25 protein-coding genes and 1 pseudogene are annotated in these 20,032 nt (G+C 57.3%); 14 read left to right on the top strand and 12 right to left on the bottom strand.

What is annotated here, in order from left to right:
• Nucleotides 1-8: 8 nt before the first annotated feature.
• Entirely contained in the window at nucleotides 9-2,084 is a 2,076-nt protein-coding gene (brxL, locus tag AC2FEB_RS07815) for a BREX system Lon protease-like protein BrxL (RefSeq protein WP_496883960.1), read from the top strand.
• 39 nt (nucleotides 2,085-2,123) lie between these two features.
• The gene (locus AC2FEB_RS07820; RefSeq protein ID WP_496883961.1) at nucleotides 2,124-3,251 is read left to right on the top strand and encodes a DUF4268 domain-containing protein; all 1,128 of its coding nucleotides are present in this window, start codon (nucleotides 2,124-2,126) and stop codon (nucleotides 3,249-3,251) included.
• 62 nt (nucleotides 3,252-3,313) lie between these two features.
• On the opposite strand, the gene AC2FEB_RS07825 is transcribed toward AC2FEB_RS07820, so the two are convergent.
• Together AC2FEB_RS07825 and AC2FEB_RS07830 are read right to left on the bottom strand one after the other, a co-directional pair.
• Nucleotides 3,314-3,511, bottom strand: coding sequence for a hypothetical protein (locus tag AC2FEB_RS07825; RefSeq protein ID WP_340262993.1), 198 nt, complete (start codon nucleotides 3,509-3,511; stop codon nucleotides 3,314-3,316).
• Between the two features lie 297 nt (nucleotides 3,512-3,808).
• A complete protein-coding gene (locus AC2FEB_RS07830; protein WP_496883962.1) occupies nucleotides 3,809-4,063 on the bottom strand; it encodes a helix-turn-helix domain-containing protein in 255 nt (84 codons plus the stop codon).
• Between the two features lie 247 nt (nucleotides 4,064-4,310).
• On the opposite strand from AC2FEB_RS07830, the gene AC2FEB_RS07835 reads away from it, so the two are divergent.
• Both AC2FEB_RS07835 and AC2FEB_RS07840 read left to right on the top strand, forming a co-directional pair.
• Nucleotides 4,311-4,907 carry a DUF6088 family protein gene (locus AC2FEB_RS07835; protein WP_058243034.1) on the top strand — a complete coding sequence of 199 codons (597 nt, stop codon included), beginning with the start codon at nucleotides 4,311-4,313 and terminating at the stop codon, nucleotides 4,905-4,907.
• Between the two features lie 74 nt (nucleotides 4,908-4,981).
• Nucleotides 4,982-5,917: a nucleotidyl transferase AbiEii/AbiGii toxin family protein gene (locus tag AC2FEB_RS07840; RefSeq protein WP_496883963.1), complete on the top strand. Its 936-nt coding sequence runs from the start codon at nucleotides 4,982-4,984 to the stop codon at nucleotides 5,915-5,917.
• Nucleotides 5,918-5,991: 74 nt separating this feature from the next.
• Here the strand turns inward: AC2FEB_RS07840 and AC2FEB_RS07845 are convergent, their stop codons facing one another.
• A complete protein-coding gene (locus AC2FEB_RS07845; RefSeq protein ID WP_496883964.1) occupies nucleotides 5,992-6,855 on the bottom strand; it encodes a hypothetical protein in 864 nt (287 codons plus the stop codon).
• Nucleotides 6,856-7,528: 673 nt separating this feature from the next.
• On the opposite strand from AC2FEB_RS07845, the gene AC2FEB_RS07850 reads away from it, so the two are divergent.
• The 3 genes from AC2FEB_RS07850 to AC2FEB_RS07860 all read left to right on the top strand — a co-directional run bounded on the left by AC2FEB_RS07850 (nucleotide 7,529) and on the right by AC2FEB_RS07860 (nucleotide 8,405).
• Nucleotides 7,529-7,846 (top strand): HPF/RaiA family ribosome-associated protein, encoded by a 318-nt coding sequence (locus AC2FEB_RS07850; RefSeq protein ID WP_496883965.1) that lies wholly within the window; start codon nucleotides 7,529-7,531, stop codon nucleotides 7,844-7,846.
• Nucleotides 7,847-7,928: 82 nt separating this feature from the next.
• On the top strand, nucleotides 7,929-8,276 hold the full coding sequence (locus tag AC2FEB_RS07855; RefSeq protein ID WP_157707882.1) for a hypothetical protein: 348 nt from the start codon (nucleotides 7,929-7,931) through the stop codon (nucleotides 8,274-8,276).
• 24 nt (nucleotides 8,277-8,300) lie between these two features.
• Nucleotides 8,301-8,405, top strand: a complete 105-nt coding sequence (locus AC2FEB_RS07860; protein ID WP_496883966.1) for a hypothetical protein — start codon at nucleotides 8,301-8,303, stop codon at nucleotides 8,403-8,405.
• Here the strand turns inward: AC2FEB_RS07860 and AC2FEB_RS07865 are convergent.
• The 7 genes from AC2FEB_RS07865 to AC2FEB_RS07895 form a co-directional block, all read right to left on the bottom strand.
• On the bottom strand, nucleotides 8,392-8,904 hold the full coding sequence (locus tag AC2FEB_RS07865) for a hypothetical protein (RefSeq protein WP_496883967.1): 513 nt from the start codon (nucleotides 8,902-8,904) through the stop codon (nucleotides 8,392-8,394). The genes AC2FEB_RS07860 and AC2FEB_RS07865 overlap by 14 nt on opposite strands.
• 342 nt (nucleotides 8,905-9,246) lie before the next feature.
• Nucleotides 9,247-10,053 (bottom strand): transglutaminase-like domain-containing protein, encoded by an 807-nt coding sequence (locus AC2FEB_RS07870; RefSeq protein WP_496883993.1) that lies wholly within the window; start codon nucleotides 10,051-10,053, stop codon nucleotides 9,247-9,249.
• A gap of 183 nt (nucleotides 10,054-10,236) precedes the next feature.
• Nucleotides 10,237-10,716 (bottom strand): hypothetical protein, encoded by a 480-nt coding sequence (locus AC2FEB_RS07875; protein WP_496883968.1) that lies wholly within the window; start codon nucleotides 10,714-10,716, stop codon nucleotides 10,237-10,239.
• A gap of 270 nt (nucleotides 10,717-10,986) precedes the next feature.
• Nucleotides 10,987-12,075: a protease modulator HflC gene (gene hflC, locus AC2FEB_RS07880; RefSeq protein WP_496883969.1), complete on the bottom strand. Its 1,089-nt coding sequence runs from the start codon at nucleotides 12,073-12,075 to the stop codon at nucleotides 10,987-10,989.
• Nucleotides 12,072-13,139, bottom strand: a complete 1,068-nt coding sequence (hflK, locus tag AC2FEB_RS07885; RefSeq protein WP_496723784.1) for an FtsH protease activity modulator HflK — start codon at nucleotides 13,137-13,139, stop codon at nucleotides 12,072-12,074. The genes hflC and hflK overlap by 4 nt, the downstream gene beginning before the upstream one ends.
• Before the next feature lie 107 nt (nucleotides 13,140-13,246).
• Nucleotides 13,247-13,591: a hypothetical protein gene (locus AC2FEB_RS07890; protein WP_073038017.1), complete on the bottom strand. Its 345-nt coding sequence runs from the start codon at nucleotides 13,589-13,591 to the stop codon at nucleotides 13,247-13,249.
• Nucleotides 13,588-13,896, bottom strand: a complete 309-nt coding sequence (locus tag AC2FEB_RS07895) for a hypothetical protein (protein WP_157707887.1) — start codon at nucleotides 13,894-13,896, stop codon at nucleotides 13,588-13,590. Before AC2FEB_RS07895 ends, AC2FEB_RS07890 begins: the two co-directional genes overlap by 4 nt.
• A 280-nt stretch (nucleotides 13,897-14,176) precedes the next feature.
• On the opposite strand from AC2FEB_RS07895, the gene AC2FEB_RS07900 reads away from it, so the two are divergent.
• From AC2FEB_RS07900 to AC2FEB_RS07910, 3 genes are all read left to right on the top strand, one after another.
• Entirely contained in the window at nucleotides 14,177-14,602 is a 426-nt protein-coding gene (locus AC2FEB_RS07900) for a hypothetical protein (RefSeq protein ID WP_496808651.1), read from the top strand.
• Nucleotides 14,599-15,012, top strand: a complete 414-nt coding sequence (locus AC2FEB_RS07905) for a hypothetical protein (protein ID WP_235857928.1) — start codon at nucleotides 14,599-14,601, stop codon at nucleotides 15,010-15,012. Before AC2FEB_RS07900 ends, AC2FEB_RS07905 begins: the two co-directional genes overlap by 4 nt.
• Nucleotides 15,013-15,226: 214 nt before the next feature.
• Entirely contained in the window at nucleotides 15,227-15,415 is a 189-nt protein-coding gene (locus tag AC2FEB_RS07910) for a hypothetical protein (protein WP_099275886.1), read from the top strand.
• A 56-nt stretch (nucleotides 15,416-15,471) separates the two neighbouring features.
• Here AC2FEB_RS07910 and AC2FEB_RS07915 read toward each other — a convergent pair whose 3' ends face one another.
• Nucleotides 15,472-16,206 (bottom strand): Crp/Fnr family transcriptional regulator, encoded by a 735-nt coding sequence (locus tag AC2FEB_RS07915; protein ID WP_496883970.1) that lies wholly within the window; start codon nucleotides 16,204-16,206, stop codon nucleotides 15,472-15,474.
• A gap of 150 nt (nucleotides 16,207-16,356) precedes the next feature.
• On the opposite strand from AC2FEB_RS07915, the gene AC2FEB_RS07920 reads away from it, so the two are divergent.
• From AC2FEB_RS07920 to AC2FEB_RS07935, 4 genes and pseudogenes are all read left to right on the top strand, one after another.
• Nucleotides 16,357-16,593 (top strand): hypothetical protein, encoded by a 237-nt coding sequence (locus AC2FEB_RS07920; RefSeq protein ID WP_496883971.1) that lies wholly within the window; start codon nucleotides 16,357-16,359, stop codon nucleotides 16,591-16,593.
• 133 nt (nucleotides 16,594-16,726) lie between these two features.
• Nucleotides 16,727-17,014, top strand: coding sequence for a co-chaperone GroES (locus AC2FEB_RS07925; RefSeq protein WP_496883972.1), 288 nt, complete (start codon nucleotides 16,727-16,729; stop codon nucleotides 17,012-17,014).
• A gap of 44 nt (nucleotides 17,015-17,058) precedes the next feature.
• A pseudogene (locus AC2FEB_RS07930) lies at nucleotides 17,059-17,655 on the top strand (TCP-1/cpn60 chaperonin family protein); the annotation flags it as partial.
• An 86-nt stretch (nucleotides 17,656-17,741) separates the two neighbouring features.
• Nucleotides 17,742-17,924 carry a hypothetical protein gene (locus tag AC2FEB_RS07935; protein WP_496723800.1) on the top strand — a complete coding sequence of 61 codons (183 nt, stop codon included), beginning with the start codon at nucleotides 17,742-17,744 and terminating at the stop codon, nucleotides 17,922-17,924.
• 208 nt (nucleotides 17,925-18,132) lie between these two features.
• Here AC2FEB_RS07935 and AC2FEB_RS07940 read toward each other — a convergent pair whose 3' ends face one another.
• Nucleotides 18,133-19,953: a PHA/PHB synthase family protein gene (locus tag AC2FEB_RS07940; RefSeq protein ID WP_496883973.1), complete on the bottom strand. Its 1,821-nt coding sequence runs from the start codon at nucleotides 19,951-19,953 to the stop codon at nucleotides 18,133-18,135.
• Between the last annotated feature and the right edge of the window lie 79 nt (nucleotides 19,954-20,032).

Raw genomic sequence — 20,032 nt, forward strand, 5'->3', positions numbered from 1 at the left:
GACCTATCATGAGCGCACTCGACGAAAAAATTAACGAGCATTTCGCGGGCTACGTGGTCCGCAAAGACCTTGTTAAAGCGGTCAAAGGCAACGCAATCGTTCCAACATATGTCCTCGAATACCTGCTTGGGCAGTACTGTGCGACTGACGACGAAGCATCGATCGAGAGCGGCATCGAAACCGTCAAAGAAATCCTTAGAAAGCACTACGTTCACAGAAGCGAAGCGGGACTGATCCAATCCACGATCAAGGAAAAGGGTCGCTACAAGGTCATCGATCAGATCAGCGTCTCACTGAACGAAAAAACAGACAGTTACGAAGCCACGTTCGACAACCTCGGCATCAAAAAGGTTGCGGTGGATAGCGGAACGGTCAAAGCGCACCCAAAGCTGCTTGTGACCGGCGTATGGTGTATTGCCGATGTCCAATACGAGTTTTCAGAAGACGCAAGAACATCTCCGTGGGTGCTCGAGACCATCAAACCCATTCAGATCGCAAAGGTCGATTACGAGGGGTACAAGGAGGCGCGCGCGCAATTTTCCAAAGACGAGTGGATTGATCTCCTTATGCAGTCGATTGGCTTCAATCCTGAAGCCTTCGGCCGTCGAAGCAAGCTGCTGCAACTGATGCGCCTGATCCCCTTCGTCGAACGAAACTACAACATCATCGAACTGGGCCCAAAGGGAACGGGTAAATCGCATATCTACTCTGAGTTTTCGCCACACGGCCAGCTGATCTCTGGCGGCGAAGTGACCATCCCGAAGCTGTTTGTAAACAACTCGAATGGGAGGATCGGACTGGTCGGATATTGGGATGTCGTGGCCTTCGATGAATTTGCAGGGCGCGAGAAAACTGCGAACAAGGCCCTGGTCGACATCATGAAAAACTACATGGCAAACAAGACCTTCTCGCGCGGGGTTAACCCCATGGGGGCAGAAGCGAGCTTCGCATTTGTAGGCAACACAGACCATAACGTCCCGTTCATGCTCAAGAACAGCGACTTGTTCGAAGCCCTGCCGCCCCAGTTCCATGACTCTGCATTCATTGACCGTCTCCACGCTTATCTGCCTGGCTGGGAGATCGACGTAATCCGAGGTGAGATGTTCACCACTGGCTACGGGTTCATTGTCGACTACCTCGCCGAGATCCTTCGCCATTTGCGACAAGAGGACTTCTCCAACCGGCCGGACCTGCATTTCAAAGTCAGCGAGAAGATTTCAACCCGTGATCGGGACGCCGTCTACAAAACCATGTCGGGCTTCCTGAAGGTGATTTTCCCTGCCGGAGATGAAACAGCCGATGACGTTGAAGAGCTCTTGCAGCTCGCACTTGAAAGTCGAAAGCGCGTAAAGGACCAACTGTTTCGGATCGATGCGACCTATCCAGATGTCGACTTCTTCTACACTGGCTCTGACGGGGAAAAGCGGCGCGTCCAAACCGTCGAAGAGCAAGAGTTCCCCCAATTCTACTATCTGAAACCTGCCTTAGACCCGAAGCAGCAGGATCAATCCACTGATGCTGTCGACGATGACGTCATCGAAGTCGAACATGAGCCTCGCGACACATCGGAGACCTCAGCGCCCGCCAAGCCCCGCGCCGAAGAGGGTCACCACGTATTCGCCGAAAACCGCAAGGGCATCAGCTATGATAAACTGTTTGGGCCTTATCTGGACGGTGCATCGCGGATCGTAGTGACAGACCCCTACATTCGCTATTTTTACCAGATCAAGAACATGATGGAATTCGTCGAGATGGTCATCCAGCGCAAGGCGTTGGAAGATCAAGTGGCCATCCATCTTGTCACGGGGCCGGATGACGGAAACGTCCAAAAGCAACGCGAATTGCTCGAGAGCATCACAGAAGCATGCATTGGTTCGGGGGTTGATTTCACCTGGGCATTTGATGGTTCCGGGACTGCTCATTCCAGAGATATCGTCACTGACACCGGCTGGAAAATCGTTCTCGATCGCGGTCTAGATATTTTCCAAGCGCCCATGCGACGTGACGGGTTCAGCCTAGGCGACCGCCTGCAGGAGCACCGCATGCTAAAGAACTTCTATGTGACCTATGTGCGGCAAGACTAACGGTTGAACTGAGTAGATATTTCAGAAAAGAGCAAAGCCATGTTCCGCGTTGATTTGAACCAAAACCGTTTGTCCCGCCTGTCCCAAAAGCGCTTTTCTGAGTTGAACCTGCGCGAGCGCGACCATCTGCAGGAGTGGCTGGCCAACCAGCCTGACGCCCTCGGTGAAGAATTGCTGATCATCCAGAAGGAGTTCGACGGGTTTGATGAAACCCGCGAACGCCTGGATCTATTGGCGCTCGACAAGGAGGGCAACCTCGTTGTGATCGAGAACAAGCTAGATGACAGCGGGAGGGATGTGACGTGGCAGGCTTTGAAGTACACCGCCTACGTCTCGGGCCTGACCAAGACGCAGATCGTCGATATCTATCAGCAATACCTCGACCGCTATGCAGGCGGCGGAAATGCGGCCGTGCGGATCTGCGAGTTCATGGAAGTTGAAGAGCTAGAAGAGACCGTCCTGAACCCTGGCAATGACCAGCGAATGATCTTCATCGCCGCAAATTTCCGACGTGAGGTCACGGCAACGGTCCTATGGCTCCTCAGCCGCGGAATTCGCGCCCAATGCTTTAAGGTTACCCCGTACTCGTTTGGCGACGAACTGATGGTCGACATTCAGCAGATCATACCCACGCCTGAGGCAGCTGACTTCATGATCGGAATGGCCGCGAAAGACATTCAGGAAAACTCGGAAAAAACTGCCCAAAGGCGCAGCCATCAGGTTAGGCGCGAATTCTGGACCAGCCTCAAGGAAGCATTCGCGCAAACACCTTGCCCAGTGTTCCCAACGATAACGGTAACCAAGGACAACTGGAACATATCTCCAGTTGTTGCAGGCACACACTACGATATCGTGCTGACCCAGAAAGCTGCCTTTGTGAAACTAAGTATCGAAAGGCCTGCTGCTGCAGAAAATAAGGCGATTTTCGATCACATTCACTCGCATCGAGAAGAAATTGAAGCGGATTTTGGAGCTCCGCTTGATTGGCGCAGGCTTCCACAGAACAAGGTAAGCCGGATTGAAGCATCACTGCCCTGCGATGGTTTTAACCCTGACAGCTGGCCAGACGTCCATGATTGGATCCGCGAGACATCAACGAAAATGGCCGCCGCTATGGAAAAACACCTCAACGAAGCCATCGGCATAGCGCGGTCTCATGACGAATAGCGGTCGTGAACCGCGCATCATGACAAGATTGCCAGAGCGGGAGACCCGCCCTGGCGCTAAGGTCACTCAGTGACCGGTTCTTCATCGCGGCGTGGGAAGGCGACCATTTCAACTTCGGGAAACATGCTGTGCTTGACATTGATCGACGTGATGTTGCCGCTGTCGTCGGTGTTGACGAAGAGGACGCCGCAGCGGTCCCAGAAGTTCTTACCGTCTTTTTCGCCGGATTTGACGTTCAGTTTCAGAGTTTGAGTAGCCATTTTTGATCCTCACTTGGAGTGTTTCGATGAACATGACCAAAGCTGGCACCAAGGGACTGTCAGCAAGAAACTTGCCTCGCGAGGAATGCGCTGGCGCAGGGGAATTTTCTTGTTGAAGCGGGGCCTGCACCGCGTCCGGCACGGCTGCCCGCTTATGTTCAGCAATCAGAAACACGGCGCTGAGGATCTGAGTTCGGCACTCACAAACTGAACGAGGTCGTCATGCTGCGTCACACGAGCTGAGGACCAAGAAAAACCGCTGCGGCTTAATGGCGGTCACTCCGTCACTGCGGGGCTTCAGTCGAATATGTTGTCAAAATCAGATGCAGTGCCCTTGCTGCGTGTTCTGACCAAAAGCTCTAAGTCGAGGGCCGCCAGCAGCGCCAGGATCGTGTCGAGCTTTGTACCGCCCCGCCCGGCCTCAACTTTCGATATCGTTTCCTGCCAAACACCGCTGCGCGCGGCGAGATCGGCCTGCGTCAAGTTTTTCTCTCGACGAGCCTTACGGATCGCATGTCCAAGATCTCGAGGAATTCGAACGAAGTTCTGCAAGTCAGCCTCCAGCGCCGCCTATGATGCCTAGATCATAAATCCTCTGCATGATCTATAGATCATAGACGCAGCAGTCTAGCCCACGACAACTTACGCCGCAGCGTAATTTTTCGAATTTTGCGCTGTAGCGTAAATTTCGCACCAGTTCTCCTCTTTGCCCTATGCCAGTTGCACCTACCGAGGGGTTGTTCCATGGTTCGTTGACTTTCAGAAAAACATACCATATTTTCTGACAAGGAGTTCGAACATGATTACATCAAACATCAAGCAACGCATCATCGGAAAAGGTCGCGGCGCAATCTTTGCGCCGACCGATTTTCTCGACATCGGATCCCGCGCAAGCGTAGATCAGGCCCTGTCACGCCTTGCTGATCAGGGGGTGATCCGGCGACTGACGCGGGGGCTGTATGACTACCCGAAGAAGAGCCCGCGCTTCGGGTTTCTGTCGCCTTCCGCCGATGACATCGCAAAGGCTGTTGCTCGAAAGGATGGGCAAATTTTGCAACCCTCTCCTTCGATGGCGGCCAATCAGTTGGGCCTTTCCACTCAGGTACCATCCAAGCCGACCTATATGACCGACGGCCCAACCCGCACTAAGAAAGTTGGACAGCAAGTCATCCAGTTCCGCAAAGCATCCCCCAAAACATTGGTCGGCGCAGGACATAAGACTGGGGTTGTCTTCCAGGCGTTGCGTTATGTCGGCAAGGACCGTGTGGACAGTCAAATCGTCGACCGCCTTGCACGCGCACTGGACGACAATGATCGGAAGCTCTTGGCAAAGCAAAGCAGGCACGTCCCTGCATGGATGCACCCCGTCGTGCAACAGATTGTTGCACACGCTTAAGCATGGAAAATTTCGCCAACGACGCGCCTGAACTCAGAGATGAAGCCTTTCAAGAAACTGCAGCGCAGCTTGGAATGTCGAAGGCAATCATCGAAAAAGACTTCTGGGTTTGCTGGTCCCTAAAGCAACTCTTTGCACTGCCATCTTTTGGCGAGCAAATGATCTTCAAGGGCGGAACTTCCCTGTCCAAAGCCTACGACGTGATCCACCGTTTCTCCGAGGATGTGGACCTCTCGTTAGACCGAAAACAACTTGGGTTTGTAGGCGACCGTGACCCAGAAGGCCCGGACCTATCGGGCAAGAAGCAGAAAAGGTTGCTTCAGGAACTGGAGGAAGCGGCAAAAGAAGCCGTCGGAGGCCAACTTCTGGCCGAGATTCAAACAGCATTTGGCTCCAGTCTAGAACAAAGCTTCACGCTATCGGTCGACCCCAGTGATCCGCAAACCATTCTCTTTGCGTACCCTGCGTTGGCAGAAAGCGATGCGGGCTATGTCAAACCGGTTGTACGCTTTGAATTCGGTGCCCGTGGCGTCCAGCTGCCCGCTGAGCAGATCGACATTGCGCCTTACCTGCATCAGGCTTTTCCCGATCTTCTGAAAGACGGTCTGGTCGGCGTGAAAGTGTTGGGGGTCGAGCGCACGTTCTGGGAAAAAGCCACCATTTTGCATATGCTCTTTCATCAAGATGCAACCAAACCCCTCGCAGATCGCATGTCCCGCCATTACTACGATATGGCGCAGCTGATTGGACACGAAGCCAAAAAACGTGCTCTCGAAAGGGTCGAGTTGCTGAACCAAGTCGCGCATCACAAGTCGGTATTTTTCAAGTCCGCCCGAGCAAACTATGAAGAGGCGAAGCCCGGCTCCTTGCGCTTGACCCCAAACGCCGAACTCGCTGCCGCTCTTCGAAATGACTATGCCGGGATGCGGGAAATGATCATCGGTGACGCACCAACCTTCGATGAAATCATCGCTACGATCGAGACCTTCGAGACCGAGATCAACAGTTGACCAGGGCGTGCAAACCCTCGACGGCGTTGCCCTGAGTTCAAGCGCACCAAAAACGCAGTTTACGCCGATCCTTTTCACGCCTGCAGCCCCGCAGCACGAACCTGTTCGGGCGTCACCAGCTTTGACGCGATCAAGTCCTCGATCTGCCGGTTGGTGATGTGGCGGCACAGGGGATGGCGCTCGTGGATCCACTCGGCGAGGCTCGCACGGCCTTTGGCTTCGGCCTCTCGCGCCTTCTCGCGGTCGGCCTGCACCTGGGCAAGCCCCTTCTCCCACCGGCGCATCTTGAACCAGTTGTCGGAGAAGCAGACCTTGCTGCGCGTGTAGCCTTCGCTTTCCTTGGCATAGGCTTTGATCGCTTGCTTCAGGTCATCGGGCTCCACACCGGCTTTCACAGCCGCTGCAATCAGGCGCAGAGTAGTCCGCCGGTCTCGGATCCTGTCTTCGGGATAGGCCGCCAAGATCCTCTCAGCTTCAATATCCTCAACCTCCTCCGCCGCCTCGCGCCTGCGCGTAGGTGGTTTATGGATGGTTTTAGGATGGTTTGGGGTCCACCGTGAACCCCGTACCCCGTTCACCGTGGACCCCGTACCGGGTTCAGGCTGGACGGGGTTCACAGTGACCCCCGTCTCAATATCGGGCTCGGCCGTGGGGTCGAGCGCCGCCACACGTTCCAGAACGATGCGGTAAATGACGGTGTAGCCGTTCTTGCATTGCCGCCGCCCTGTCTCGATCAGAATGCCTTCTCGCAGGAAGTCGATGATGGTGCGCTTGACCGTGCTCTCGCTGAGCTCTGTGTGGCGCTGGATCGTCCCCTTGGAGCACCAGATGCCCGAGCCATCATCGCTCGCCTTGTCGGCCAGGAACATAATGATCTGCTTGCGCGCGGCGCTGCCAAAGCGGCGCTCGGCGCATTCGTTTGCGATACGCCAGCTCATTGGACCACCTCGCAGGTCAGAGGCCACGAATAAGCCGACTGAGCGTTTGCGGTGTGGCGCTGGCCTGTGCTAATGTGCTCCGAAAGCTGACAGGCTTTTTCTATTTGGCCCCGGTTCACAGTTGCCGCTGTGACGGGGCCTTTTTCGTTTTGAACTGGCGAATTTGGCTTTGAAACTTTCGCTTTTTGTTCACTTTTTGTCAGGGGGTGTTTTGTACCCTTAAGTCGTTGTTTTTGCTTCCTGTATTTCTGGATTGCAAATCCGTGTACACCGGTTCGATTCCGGTACTCGCCTCCATTTAAAAACAATCACTTAGCCGAATTCTTGTAGCTATACGTGAATTTCAAACACGGATATTTGAAATTATAGCGCCGAGCCGCCCCTGCCGCTCTAACTCGCAACGAAAGCGCATGTGTGAAAAATCGAGGCTATTGCCTTCTCTTGACGGGCAAACAAAGGACCAACACACAGACTTCTTAAGCAATATCTCAGCATCCCTGCCGTTGATCGAGAAACAAACGAATGTCCGGTGCAGGACAAACCTGCCATCAGGGAAGCTCCATTGGCCCGACATTTGATTCAAAGCAACGCACGGCGCTGCCTGTCGTGATAGAGTTGTAAGCTCCACAACGTTATCCCTTTCTTTTTTTGGGATTTTTCGAAGGACGCCAAAATGCATATCGAAGTCAATACAGATAACAGCATCAAGGGGAGTGAAGCCATCACGGCCCAAATTACGGGATTGGTACAGAACGACCTGGCCTACCTTGCAGAACATATAACCAGAATCGAGGTCCATCTCAGTGATGCCAACGCCGACAAGTCCGGCCCAGATGATATAAAATGTGTTCTGGAAGCACGGCTCAAAGGCCAGCAGCCTATGGCCGTCACGGATTCGGCCTCGAGTTTAGAACAGGCAACGAGGGGCGCAGCCGGCAAGATGAAAAGCGCACTAGAAAGCACTCTCGGGAAACTAACGGACCGTCGCTAACATATTCGGCATCAATCTTTCATTTCACCGATCGATCTACACCCTCGGGCAATAAGGCATCTGACAATGATGGAGTTAGATTATGACAGACGAAGACAAGCTTTGGGCACTTGAAGAGCGGTTTTGGACGGAAGGCGCTGACAATGCGCGGAAGATGACGACAAAGGGCGCCGTATTTGTTCTCCCTTATCCGCCGGGAATACTTCAAGGCGACACTGTGTGGCGCGAGAGCTTAGTCGCGCAGAGGTGGCGGTCCGTCGTATTTTCGGAGCGCTACTATAAACAAGAAAAGAATGTTACCGTTTTGGCCTACCGTGTCTCAGCAGAACGCGGGGACACACCGATCTACGAAGCCCTTTGCACTTCCACCTACCTGCGGGATGAAGGCAAATGGCTTCGAGTTTTGCACCAACAAAGCCCCATAGCATAACTGTTCCACGGCCGCTGTACAGGCTTGCAGTGCGACTGCGACGTTCCGAACGGTCAACGTCCGATTAGGGCACAGGACGAAGACTTGCTGCCGGTTGAGTACTTCCACGTGGTCTTCACTCTCCCATAGCCGACGTCCCTGTCGGTCGTGGAGGCATGCCCTCGTTTTCAGCAGCATGGATTGACGCCATGTCACGTGCACCTAGACGCGCCGGGTTCCGGTCCAGGACATCCCTGTCAGACTGGGGCGTTCGGTGCGCCGAATAGAGATGTCTCAGATGCGCCTCGGAGACCCCGTCGGCCTTCATCACGAGACGTATCATCGGATCAGCCAGCATTTCCTCAAGGAAGAAATCGGTCAACGCACTACCCGTCAGCTTGTCCCTGGCGCGTGCTTGGTCCAGGTCTGCAAGGGAAACGGTCAGAGTCCGCGCAAGCCCCGGATGCGATGTCCGGGGATGAAGTTTCACCAGGACTGAGGCTTTCCAGGCTGCGGGATCTCGTTGATCCGGAGGTGAAACCAATTCCGTTTCGATCTCGTACTCTCCCGCCGGGAGCGTCTCGTCAAAGCCTGGAACGGTGAACGGTCGGGAAAAAACCGCAACGGTCTTGCTCGTCAGTTCTTCCATTGGCGTGATCCTCTCCCTTGTTGCTGTGAATGGTCCGCGCCGCTCACAGGAATGAGGCGCATAACCTGTGTGGGTCTCAAGATGTCTTGGACTTCGCGGGGGCTTCCTTGCCAGCGGCCTTGGGCTCGGTCTCCTTGGCAGGGGTCGTTGCTGTTTTAGCAGGCTTCGGCTTTAACGCAGCCGCAGCCCTGGCGGTCAGGTCCTTGAAGGACATATCATCGATCCTTTGATTGGCCGGCGCCAACTCCTCGTCCATGTCGGACCGGGATGCCTGGCATCGGTACTACCTATATGGGGGCTGGCGACCCGATTTACGATGGCGCGCCGCCAAGAAGACAAAGATCACACCAGACCGTCAGTCCAAACCTTGAACTCCGTCAGCGTGTTCTGACCAAATGTCTGGGTCAGAGGGACGTCAGCGGCATCGCGGCCCCGCGCGATCAGAATTCTCGCAAACTTAGGCTTGTTGTTCCGCGGGTCGAACATGTGCCATTCACCAGCGAGAAAGACCTCCATCCACGCCGCAAAGTCCCCGGGCGGATGAGGCAGAGATTCACCGATGTCGCTCAGATATCCGGTGCAGTAGCGTGCCGGAATATTCATGCAGCGGCACAAGGCGATGGCGAGGTGAGCAAAATCACGGCAGACGCCCTGTCGCTCGGCCATGGTCTGCGATGCGGTGCGCGTCGCTTTCGCCTGCATGTAGTCGAAGCGGACATGCCCATGCACGAAATCGCAGATCGCCTGAACGCGTGACCATCCCGGGTCCGTGGTCTCGAAAAGACGCCACGCCTCCTCCGAAAGAAGATCGGTATCGCAATACCGGCTGCCCCGAAGAAACACGAGGGTCTCGAAACGCAGATCCTGGACCGCGTGCTGCTGCGCGCCAGGGGACGCGGGATCGGGTCGGCCATAGTCGCGGAAGATGCCATCCGTTGACAGCGCGAAGTCGCCCGCCGGAGCCAGGAGGCGCGTACACCAGTTGCCGAAGCCGTCGCGGTAGCTTTCGAGCGGCACGCTTGGCGACGTCACGAGGTAATCGGCACGCTCCAGATCGCCAAAGCGCGAGTAGTGGACGTTCAGCATCGCAATCAGTGGCGTCGGCTGCGGGAAGCTGTAGCGCAGACGGCACCCGATGCTGACCCGCATGCCAGACACACGGCCGCGCCTGGTCATGTCATGATCATCTTGCAAGGATGAGCGTTCCGGTCAGCCGTCGCGTGGGCGCGGGCGGCGGCGGGGAGCCTCTGAAATTCGATCTCGTTGGCATGCCTTCGTTCTCGGCCACCTGGATCGCGAAGTCCTGCGTAACTGTCGGGTGGGTGCTACCGGTCATCGGGGCGACAACTTGTGCAAAGCCGCAGCGGCAAGAGCATGTTCCTTCTGGTGGTAGTCGCCGCGGAACTTGCCATCGACCTTAACCTCCCAGATGCCGTTTCTTTCGCGCACCTGAACTCCACCGCGGTGCGGTGGCCAGTTCATGGAAGCCCCCTTTTCTCCTCTGCCTTTCGCCGACACGGGTTTCTTGTCGGTCAATTTCGACTCCTTCGCGATGGGCGCGCGCTCCTCTCCGAGGAGCATCACGGCGCGAATGAATTCTTCCGCGTAATCATCCGTTTCGCGGTGGTCATGTTCGTGCCGGGCCATACTCATCGGCTCGACGAACCGTGCTCTCAAGTGATCGATGAACCGCGGCTCCGTCCGGGACATGTAAGCGATCAAAGCTTGCAGGATCCGTTCATGGGCCAACACGCGCCGTTCAAGATCGGTTGTCTCTGCGGCCGTCCTGGTGAGATTTTTCACTGATGTCATGGCTTGTCATCCTTCACGCTGCGTAGTGTGACGCTGGATCTCGTGTGCTCGAGCGTGTGCAGGCAGGCCCTCGCCTCATCGCGATCCAGCTCTTGCCATCTACCTACCAGCCAAGCGTAAATCGTGCGCTGACGCAGGTTAGGGGCACGGAAATTAAGTGGGTGTGTCTTGCTCAGAAGCGGAAAGAAACCGACCTCGGTGGTCCAGATGTCATTGACGTGCTTCCCGATTGATACCCTCAATTCATGCTTGAAACCTTCCACCATGAACCTAGCGGCCTACTTCGACCTCCGTCTGTGTCACGATTGGCGTCGCGGGGTCTTGCGCTGGTCGGGGCCTGCCGATTGACGCCACGCCACCGTCGCCCGGGTCGCTACCCGGATCGCGGAGTGGGTCTGCCTCGCCCTGCATGCCGCGCAGGAACTGGAACAGATCGCTGTCCGTCGTCAGGACAAGCGTCGTGTCGTCGGAGATCATGTCGCCGTAGGCCTGCATGGTTCGGGTAAAATCGTAGAATTCCACCGAAACGGCATCGACATTGTAGGCGCCCGCATAGATTGCTGCTGCTGCGGCATCGGCGGCACCGCGGATTTCCTCGACAGCGCGATAGGCTTCGGACTGAATCTTGTTCAGGTCCCTCACCCGGTTGCCTTGAATACGGGCCGCTTCACCGTTGCCTTCAGACAGGAAGCGTTCGGCGATCTGCCGGCGCTCCGAGATCATGCGGTCATAGATCTTGGGTCGCACGCTCTCATTGTAGTTTATGCGCTTGAAACGAATGTCGAGAAGCTCAATCCCGAAGACGCGCACCTTCTCCGCCGCCGCCTCGAAGATCTGCTGCTCGACCAGCGCCCGCCCCTTCGTGATGGGAACCAGTGCGCCAATGTCCTGCGCAAGCTCCTGATCAGTCAGAAGCGTGTCCCGAAGCGGCGTCCGGCCCCTGGTCGTGCGCACAATCTCGATGAGTTCGTGCTTGGCGACGGCGTTCCGCGTCTCGCTACCGAGGATATCATCGAGGCGCGACTGGGCGCTGCGCTCGTCGCGCAGGCGCAGAAAGTACTGCAGAGGATCGGTGATCTTCCAGCGCGCGAAGAGATCGACCGAGATATAGAGCTTGTCTTTGGTGGGCATGTCCGATGGCGAGCCGTCCCACTCCAGAACCCGGCTGTCGATCCGGTTAACCTCCTGAACGAAGGGGATTTTCAACTTGAGACCAGCCTCGGTGATCGGCGCGCCGACCGGCTTGCCGAACTGGGTGATGATGGCCTGTTCGACCTCGCCGACCGTGTAGACGGCGGATGACACAGCGACGACCCCGGCAACCGCGATTCCCGAGGCAATAAGCGAAAGGGTCTTCATGGTTGATCTCCTGTCTGTCGATCCAGATTCAAAAGCGGGAGGATGCTTGCTGTGGACCCGTCGACAATGATCTTGGAACCAATTCCCGGCAGAACATCCTGAAGGGTTTCGATGTAGATCCGGCGCCGGGTAACTTCGGGCGCCAGACGGTATTCCGTCAGGAGCGCCGTGAATCGGGCCGCATCGCCCTCGGCTTCATTGATCCTTCTCAGGCGATAACCATCGGCTTCGCGGATGCGCTGGTCCTTTTCGCCTTCGGCCAGAGGTATGACGCGGTTGTATTCGCGGCGGGCCTCGTTGATGATCCGCTCCTTCTCTTGTTGTGCCTGGTTGACCTCGTTGAACGAGGCCTGAACCGGCTGGGGAGGATTGATGTTCTTCAGCTGTACCTGATCGATGCTGATGCCCATCGCGTATTTGGTCGCGAGCGCCTGCATCTTCATCAGGGCTTCGCTTTCGATTTCCTGGCGCCCGACGGTGATCACCTCGTCGACTGTGCGGTCTCCCACAACTTCGCGCATGACGGACTCCGAGACGTAACGCAGGGTCGCGCTCGGCTCACGCACCTCGAACAGAAATTTCCGAGGTTCGGAAATCCGGTACTGCACCACCCACTCCACGAGCGCGGCGTTGAGATCGCCAGTCACCATCTCGGTCTCGCGGCGACCGTCCGTCGGGCTCTGATAGGGATCGGAGGCACCCGGAGTCGTGAACCCGAACTCTTGTTTCAGCTGGCGCTTGACCGGGACCAACGTGGTCACGTCGATCCCGAACGGGATCTTGAAGTGCAGCCCCGGAGGGACCTCGGCCGCGTACTTCCCGAACCGTTGGACAATCGCAACGGAGTCGCTCGGCACCGTGTAATATGAGGACCACGCCCCAAATGCCGCAAGCGCAATGGCGGCCCCGATTGCAAGACGCTTCACCGGTGGCAGACCGTCCGGCAGGATGCCGTGCAGCCGATCCCGACCCCGCCTGAGAATTGCGTCAACCTCAGGGGGAACGCGGGTCTGCTTGTTTTTCCAAGGTCCGCGATCTTCCGGTCCATTGTTATCAGAAGGCATCGCAAGCTCCTATTTCGGTTTTGGCACTCGGTGCGATGCCTGGCTCGCGCGTTTGACGGTGCGAACCGTTTTGCGCCATCACATCGTCGGCTCTGAACAGCATGACCTCAGAGTTCCAGTTCTTTCAGGCAGGCTTGCGCAATGTCTCGGTCTGGGGCATCGGTTCCTGGCATCGTCGCCCAGCCGGCTGTCATGAGAGCGTCGCGCCTCTGGTAGGTTGAGGCTGCCCGGATCGTTGCAAGCTTGTCCACCCGAGCCGGGTCTGACCGCGCCATGTCGAGGCAGACCGGTACCATTGAGGCGACGACATCATTACGGGACATCGCCACCGCCCGGTCATTCGAAGTGCCGCCGGTCACCCAGCCACCCCATGTAAATCCGACGACGCCGACAAAGACAGCACCGATCACGGCACCATAGATGCCGGGTTTGAGCCATTCGGGAGTATTCATTTCAAGTCCTCCTGCGGAGAAGGCGCCGCCTCGCCGTGATTGTTCTTCTCAGTCGCGGCCCGATCCCGGCTCAGCGCCTCTTTCACGTCGCTGTCGGAAATCGCCCGTAACTCGGTACGTCCCGCATGACCGCCCCTTCCGCGCACCGTCAGGTAGGTCGCCGTCCGTCTATAGGCCTCGAAGCTTAGCCCCTGGAGAAGCTCTTCTTCGACGAGAACCTCGTAGTCGCCCGCGGGCAAATCGCCCGGGTATCCCGGCAAGGTGAACGGGTTTGAAAACGTCACCGTCGATCTGGTCGACCGCATGTTCATCTCTGGTCTCCGCGATGTTGGCAGATCCGTCGCTCACCACTGTTGACGGCCCCTTGGATTCCGGACCTGACCAGTCGAACGATTTAGTATCTTGTACCTCGGGATCGTCCGACTGGTGCTGACGCATGTTAGTCCCGGGCACCGAACCGGCTGCGACCCCGTCCTTTGGGCAGTCGCCCACACTGACCTGTGTAAGGGCGGCGAGACCGACCTGCGCGTATCCTTTGGGAAACAGGGGCGATCTGCGTTCCTGCAACCCTTGAAAGGATTGGCGATGGCCGACCTCAATGTTCTCAACCCGCACCCGCCCGAGTTTGATCGGTTTCTCCATGCTACCGTCGGCGAGGACCGGAACGGCTATGCCGTGACTGTGCTCTCCACGCTCGCGCGGCTCGGTCTCGATCCATGGAACGAAACCGCTGAACTGGTCACGCTAGGACACGACGGCGCGCGCGCGCGGTTGGGAACGCTGCTTGCCCGGTTTCAGGATGTTCCCTCGCTCGCAAGCGATCATGGCAGGGTCGCACGAGACTTGAGCCAGCTGCTTCCCGAAGGCCGGGCGTCAGGTAGCCTGAAGCGAGCTACCTCGACGGTGACCGGCGACCGCCCGGGGACAAGCGGAGCGATCTGGGCGGTGCTCGCGATTATCTTCCTTCTATTTCAGATGTTCATGGTTGGCGGGTCGGGGTCAGGCGAATGACCGTATCAACCGCGACCGCGAGGAGACCGGCCCATGCGGCACACAAGTCCGGTACGCTTTCTCCACACGAACAGGGCAAACTCTGGGACATGGAGGAACAGTTCTGGACCAGCGGCGCCGACAGTGCGCAGGCGACCACAGCAACCAACGCCGTTATGGTCTTCCCCTATCCGCCCGGCATCCTCCAGGGCGACCAGATCTGGCCCCATCTTCGCGAAAGGACCGGCTGGCGTTCCGTCGTCATGGCCGAACGGCGCGTGACGCGATGCGGTGACATCGCGATCCTCACTTACCGGGTCTCGGCTGAAAAAACCGACGTGCCGATCTACAAAGCGCTTTGCGCCTCAACGTACCTCAACGATGAGGACACCTGGCTGAGGATTTCCCACCAGCAAACTGTGGTGATTTAAGAACCGCAGAGGCAATCGACCTGCCGCGGGCGCCGGGACTAACCTGCGTCAGTGCGGCGAGGCCCTGGCACGGTTAGATGAGACGTGCTCGCCGAATATTTGGTGGCGCATCTTTTTCCGAGTACCCGAGAAGCGTGTGGGCGTGCCGATCCCCAAAGGGTCGGCATGTCGGCGCGCTTCTTATTCTCGGAACGTCCAGGAAAGGACAATTCCAATGACTCCCGAACAGAACAAGACTGCCGAGAAGATGACCTCCGTGAAAGCCGCGTGGGACAAGGCGCCCGCTGGTCCGAAGAAGGACGCGGCGCTCAGGCACTACGAGGCAGCCGAGAAGGCGAACACGGCGAAGAACGAGGCCGAGACCAACAAGGAACTCGATGCGGCGAGCGAGAAGCTCTCGTGACATCCGACACCTGATGCAAACCTTGGCCGCCCCTCGCTTTGCGGAGGGCGGCCCTCTCATTTCAGGAGCGGGCCGCTCTGATCCAGATACGCCGGATCGAACTCGGCAAGTTCCACCAGCCCCTCATAGTCGTGAAACGTCACGCGGCCGTCCCGAAAGGTCACCAGTCCGTTCTCGCGAAGCTGCCGCAGGACGCGGTTCACGTGAATCGCACTAAGCCCCAAGGCATCTGCCAGGTGATACTGGGTCAGCGGGCAATCATACCCATCCTCAGTCCCCATGCCCACCAGCGCAAGCCGCGATCCCAACTCCAGCAGAAAATGCGCCATGCGGGCGTCAGCATCACGTCTGCCGATCCCGACGAGATGTTCCACCACCATCGCCTCATCCCTTGACGCCGCCCAGAGTATGGCGGTCGCCAAGCGAGGGGTCTGCGCGAACGCATTAAGAAGGTCGCTCTTCAACACTTCAGCGGCCTCAATTTCCACGATAGGTTCGAAACTGTGATCCGAGGTGCGCAACAGCAAGCTGCGCAAGCCGAGGAAATCTCCGGGCACCTGAAAATCGACAATCTGGCGTGTCCCGTCAGGCTGGAGCTTGTAGGAACAGACCCAACCTGCGGACAGAATATACGCGGCCTGAGCCGACTGGCCCTGATGCACCATATCACGCCCTGCAACGAAGGAGCGGCGACGTTGGTGCAGGCGCTCGAGCACATCCAACTCCGCCTTTGACAAAGCGACAAAGGCCGAAAGTTTGCGGGTCAGGGGGCTGTGTTCAACTGATGTCATGTGGCCTCCCGGCGTGTCGTGACCCAAGAGCAGAAATCGGCTCGGACACTGCTCTGGATCAGTCCAGCATAGAGCAATTCCTGCGAGATGTACGGATGCATCTGAATCTCACCTTCTCTCAGGTTCACGATGCCAAGGAAGGAAACTCTGATGTCCACCGCTGGCGAACATGCAGGCCAGGCCGCCCTATCGATCTGCGAGGCGCTCCTGCTTGCCATGAACGATCGCGGGTTGCTGCCGGAACACGAGATCGTGGGGGTTCTTCGTGACGCCGCGGCGACCCATGTGAACGCCCTTGGCACCGAACTCGAAATGGAAAGGCACCGGGCCGTCGCCGAAATGATCAACACGATCATCGCTGGCGGGAACTCTGTTCGACGCCCGTGAACCGCTCGGGCGGCGGCGTCGATCCGAATTCTCGGAGTGGAGACCGAATAGGATACCGCGGACTTGCGCACAACGCAGCTAAGCATTTGACCCGGCCCGTTTCGCCAACGAAATCTCAACAAGGAGCACTTCGATGTCATTCACTCCCCTCCACGACCGGGTTCTTGTTCGTCGCATTGAAGGCGATGAGACGACTAAGGGAGGTCTCATCATTCCCGATACCGCTAAGGAGAAACCTCAAGAAGGCGAAGTCGTCTCCGTTGGCGCGGGCGGAAGACGCGAGGACGGCGAGCGCATCCCGATGGACGAGAAATCCGGCGACCGGATCCTGTTTGGAAAATGGTCCGGATCAGAGATCAAACTCGATGGCGAAGACCTTATGATCATGAAGAAGAGCGACATTCTCGGCGTGATCGCATGAGTCCATAATCCCTCATTGCACCCTCAGTCCAAGGAACCCAAGAAATGTCCGCAAAAGAAGTTCGGTTTAGTACCGACGCCCGCGACCGCATGCTGAAAGGCATCAACACTCTGGCCAACGCCGTGAAGATCACCCTTGGACCCAAGGGCCGGAACGTCATTCTCGATGAATCCTGGGGTGCGCCACGCATCACCAAGGATGGTGTGACCGTTGCCAAGGAAATCGAGCTGTCGGATCATTTCGAGAATATGGGAGCGCAGATGGTCAAGGAAGTCGCGCAGCGCACCAATGACGAGGCTGGCGACGGTACCTCGACCGCCACCGTGTTGGCCCATGCGATTGTCCGGGAGGCCATGAAGTCGGTCGCGGCCGGCATGAACCCGATGGATCTCAAGCGCGGGATCGACAAGGCCGTTGCCGCGGTTGTCGCCGAGATCAAGACAATGTCCCGACCGGTCGGCGACAGCGACGAGATCGCGAAGGTCGGCTCCATTTCGGCAAACGGAGAGGTCGCGATCGGCCGCCAGATCGCCGATGCGATGGCCAAGGTCGGAAATGAAGGCGTGATCACCGTCGAGGAGAACAAGGGACTGGAGACCGAGACTAAAGTGGTCGAGGGCATGCAGTTCGACCGCGGCTATTGTCTGACGTCAGCGCCTATGGGTCCAAATAGCGGTATTTGATAAGAGTGTGTTCTTGGCTCATCGTAACCACTGAGGAGTGGACGATGAGAAAGACAAGTAAGAGCCCCGGCGAGAAGATCGTCAAAGACATCAAGTGGGCAACACGCAAACAGTATTCTGCTGAAGAGAACGATCCGGATCTTCTCTTCTGTCAGTTCTTCGATGTTCGCGACATATCCGATCATGGTGCCTCTCCGCTCATTTCATCGCCAGGCTGGACGACATGACTCTGTGTGCCGCAGGTAAATCTTGGCCGCACTGATCGGCGTTAGCAGCATGATGCATTTCACTTCGCTGCTGTGCGGTGCGGTCGGCCAGAATCCGCCTTTGGTTGAAAGCTCTCAGGACGGGGTTCATGAATCGCGCCGCTTCGTTTCATGGCCCGATGACGCGTGCACTCACTGCGGCATACCACCGTCAAAAGTGGGCGTGGTATCAGGTTTGGTGAACGTAGGTGCCAGGTGCCGACACGAGTGGAACCAAGCCCTTATCTGGCGCACCGATGGAGGGTGCCGGCGCGACACCGCTGCTATTCTCTTTCAGCCAGGTCGTCCACGCGGGCCACCAAGAGCCCGGTTGCGGCGTATTTTGCGCAACCCAGGCTTCGGGGCCGACATAAAGCGCCTCGGCAGCACGACGCGAGATCCGATGGTGACCGCGCCCGAGCCTCGGTTCGTTGATGATACCGCTGTTGTGGCCGCCGCTTGTCAGGACAAAGGTCATATCGCTGTCAGTAAACAATTGGGTTTTGTAGACGGACTTCCACGGCGCGATGTGGTCGGTTTCTGTGCCCACGGCGAATATCGGAGCCGAGATGTCCTTGAGCGCGATCACTCGCCCGTTAACGGCAAACCGGCCTGCCGTCAGCCGGTTTTCAAGGAACAGGCCGCGCAGATACTCTGAATGCATTCGGGCTGGCATCCGGGTCGTGTCCGAAACCCAGACTCCCATGTCGGTCGGCAGGTCCTCTTTCCCAAGGTAATAGCGCCGCACGGCACGAGAATAGATAAGGTCTTCCGACCTGATAGCAGAAAAGGCGCGCGCCATTTGGGGCCGGTCAAGATAGCCTTTCTCCCACATCATGTCCTCGAGGAATGCGATCTGGCTTTCATCCAGAAACAACAGCAACTCGCCCGCCTCGGCAAAGTCGACCTGTGCTGCCATGAGCGAGATCGACGCAAGCCGTTCGTCGCTTTCTCGCGCCATCGTGGCCGCCGCGATCGCGAGGATTGTGCCACCCAAGCAATAGCCGACCGCATGAACCTTGCGCTCCGGCACGATGGCATTCACCGCATCGAGAGCCGCGATCACGCCGCGTTCGCGGTAGTCCTCCAGCGACAGGTCTGCTTGATCAGCGGTCGGGTTGCACCACGAAATCATGAAGACGGTAAATCCCTGATCCACAAGGTGTTTGACCATTGAATTATGCGGCGAGAGATCAAGAATATAGTACTTCATGATCCAGGCCGGAACGATCAGGATCGGCTCGGCCTGCACTTTATCGGTCTGTGGCGCATACTGGATCAACTCGAAAAGATCATTGCGGAACACCACCTCGCCGGGTGTACAGGCCAGATCCTTGCCGATCTGAAAGCCCTCTGGTGCGGGTTCATGGACCTGAGCAACGGTGTTTAAAAAATCATGCATGAAGTTGCGCGCACCCTCCGCCAAATTCTTGCCGCTGCTCTTGCGCGTTTCCTCGATGATCTCGGGATTAAGGGCGGGGAAATTGGACGGAGACAACAGGTCTAACATCTGGCGCGCCATGAAGCGGGTCCTGTCTGCATCCTCAGGACGCAATCCGCGCAGATGGTCGGTTGCATAATCCCACCAGTCCTGCACCGCGAGAAACCCCTGCTGCATGTTTCTGAACGGTGGCTTTTCCCATCCGGGATGCCGGAAACGATGATCGTAGGCCTTTGGCACAAAGGCCGGTTCCGCGTCGCTGTTTGGCAGAAGCGACTGCCCCAACAGCCTTGTCATGTTTTCCTGCGCGCGCTCGGCCAATTCAAGTTGGCGACCCGGAGCCTGGGCCAGATGCTGTGCCCAATCGCTCCAGGCTTCGATGAACGCATGCGGCGATACGCCGGCCGACATGTAGGCGACCGCTGCCCGCGATGCGCGATCGAGGTTTTCATGTGGATGTGCCGCTTTTGAAGGAACTTTGGGCTCTGACGCAGCGGCGATCTTGGCGGGAAGCTGGACCTGCTGCGCGTCTGGTGCAGGTGCCTTTGGCTGCGGCGTGCGCTTGGTCATCCGTGCTGTCCTATGCTGGTGTATCTTGTGTCTCAATGCCCTCTTCCGGATTGATCTGTTCGTGCTGACCAAAGCCGGA

The sequence above is a fragment of the Ruegeria sp. YTSC106 genome (genome assembly GCF_059609765.1).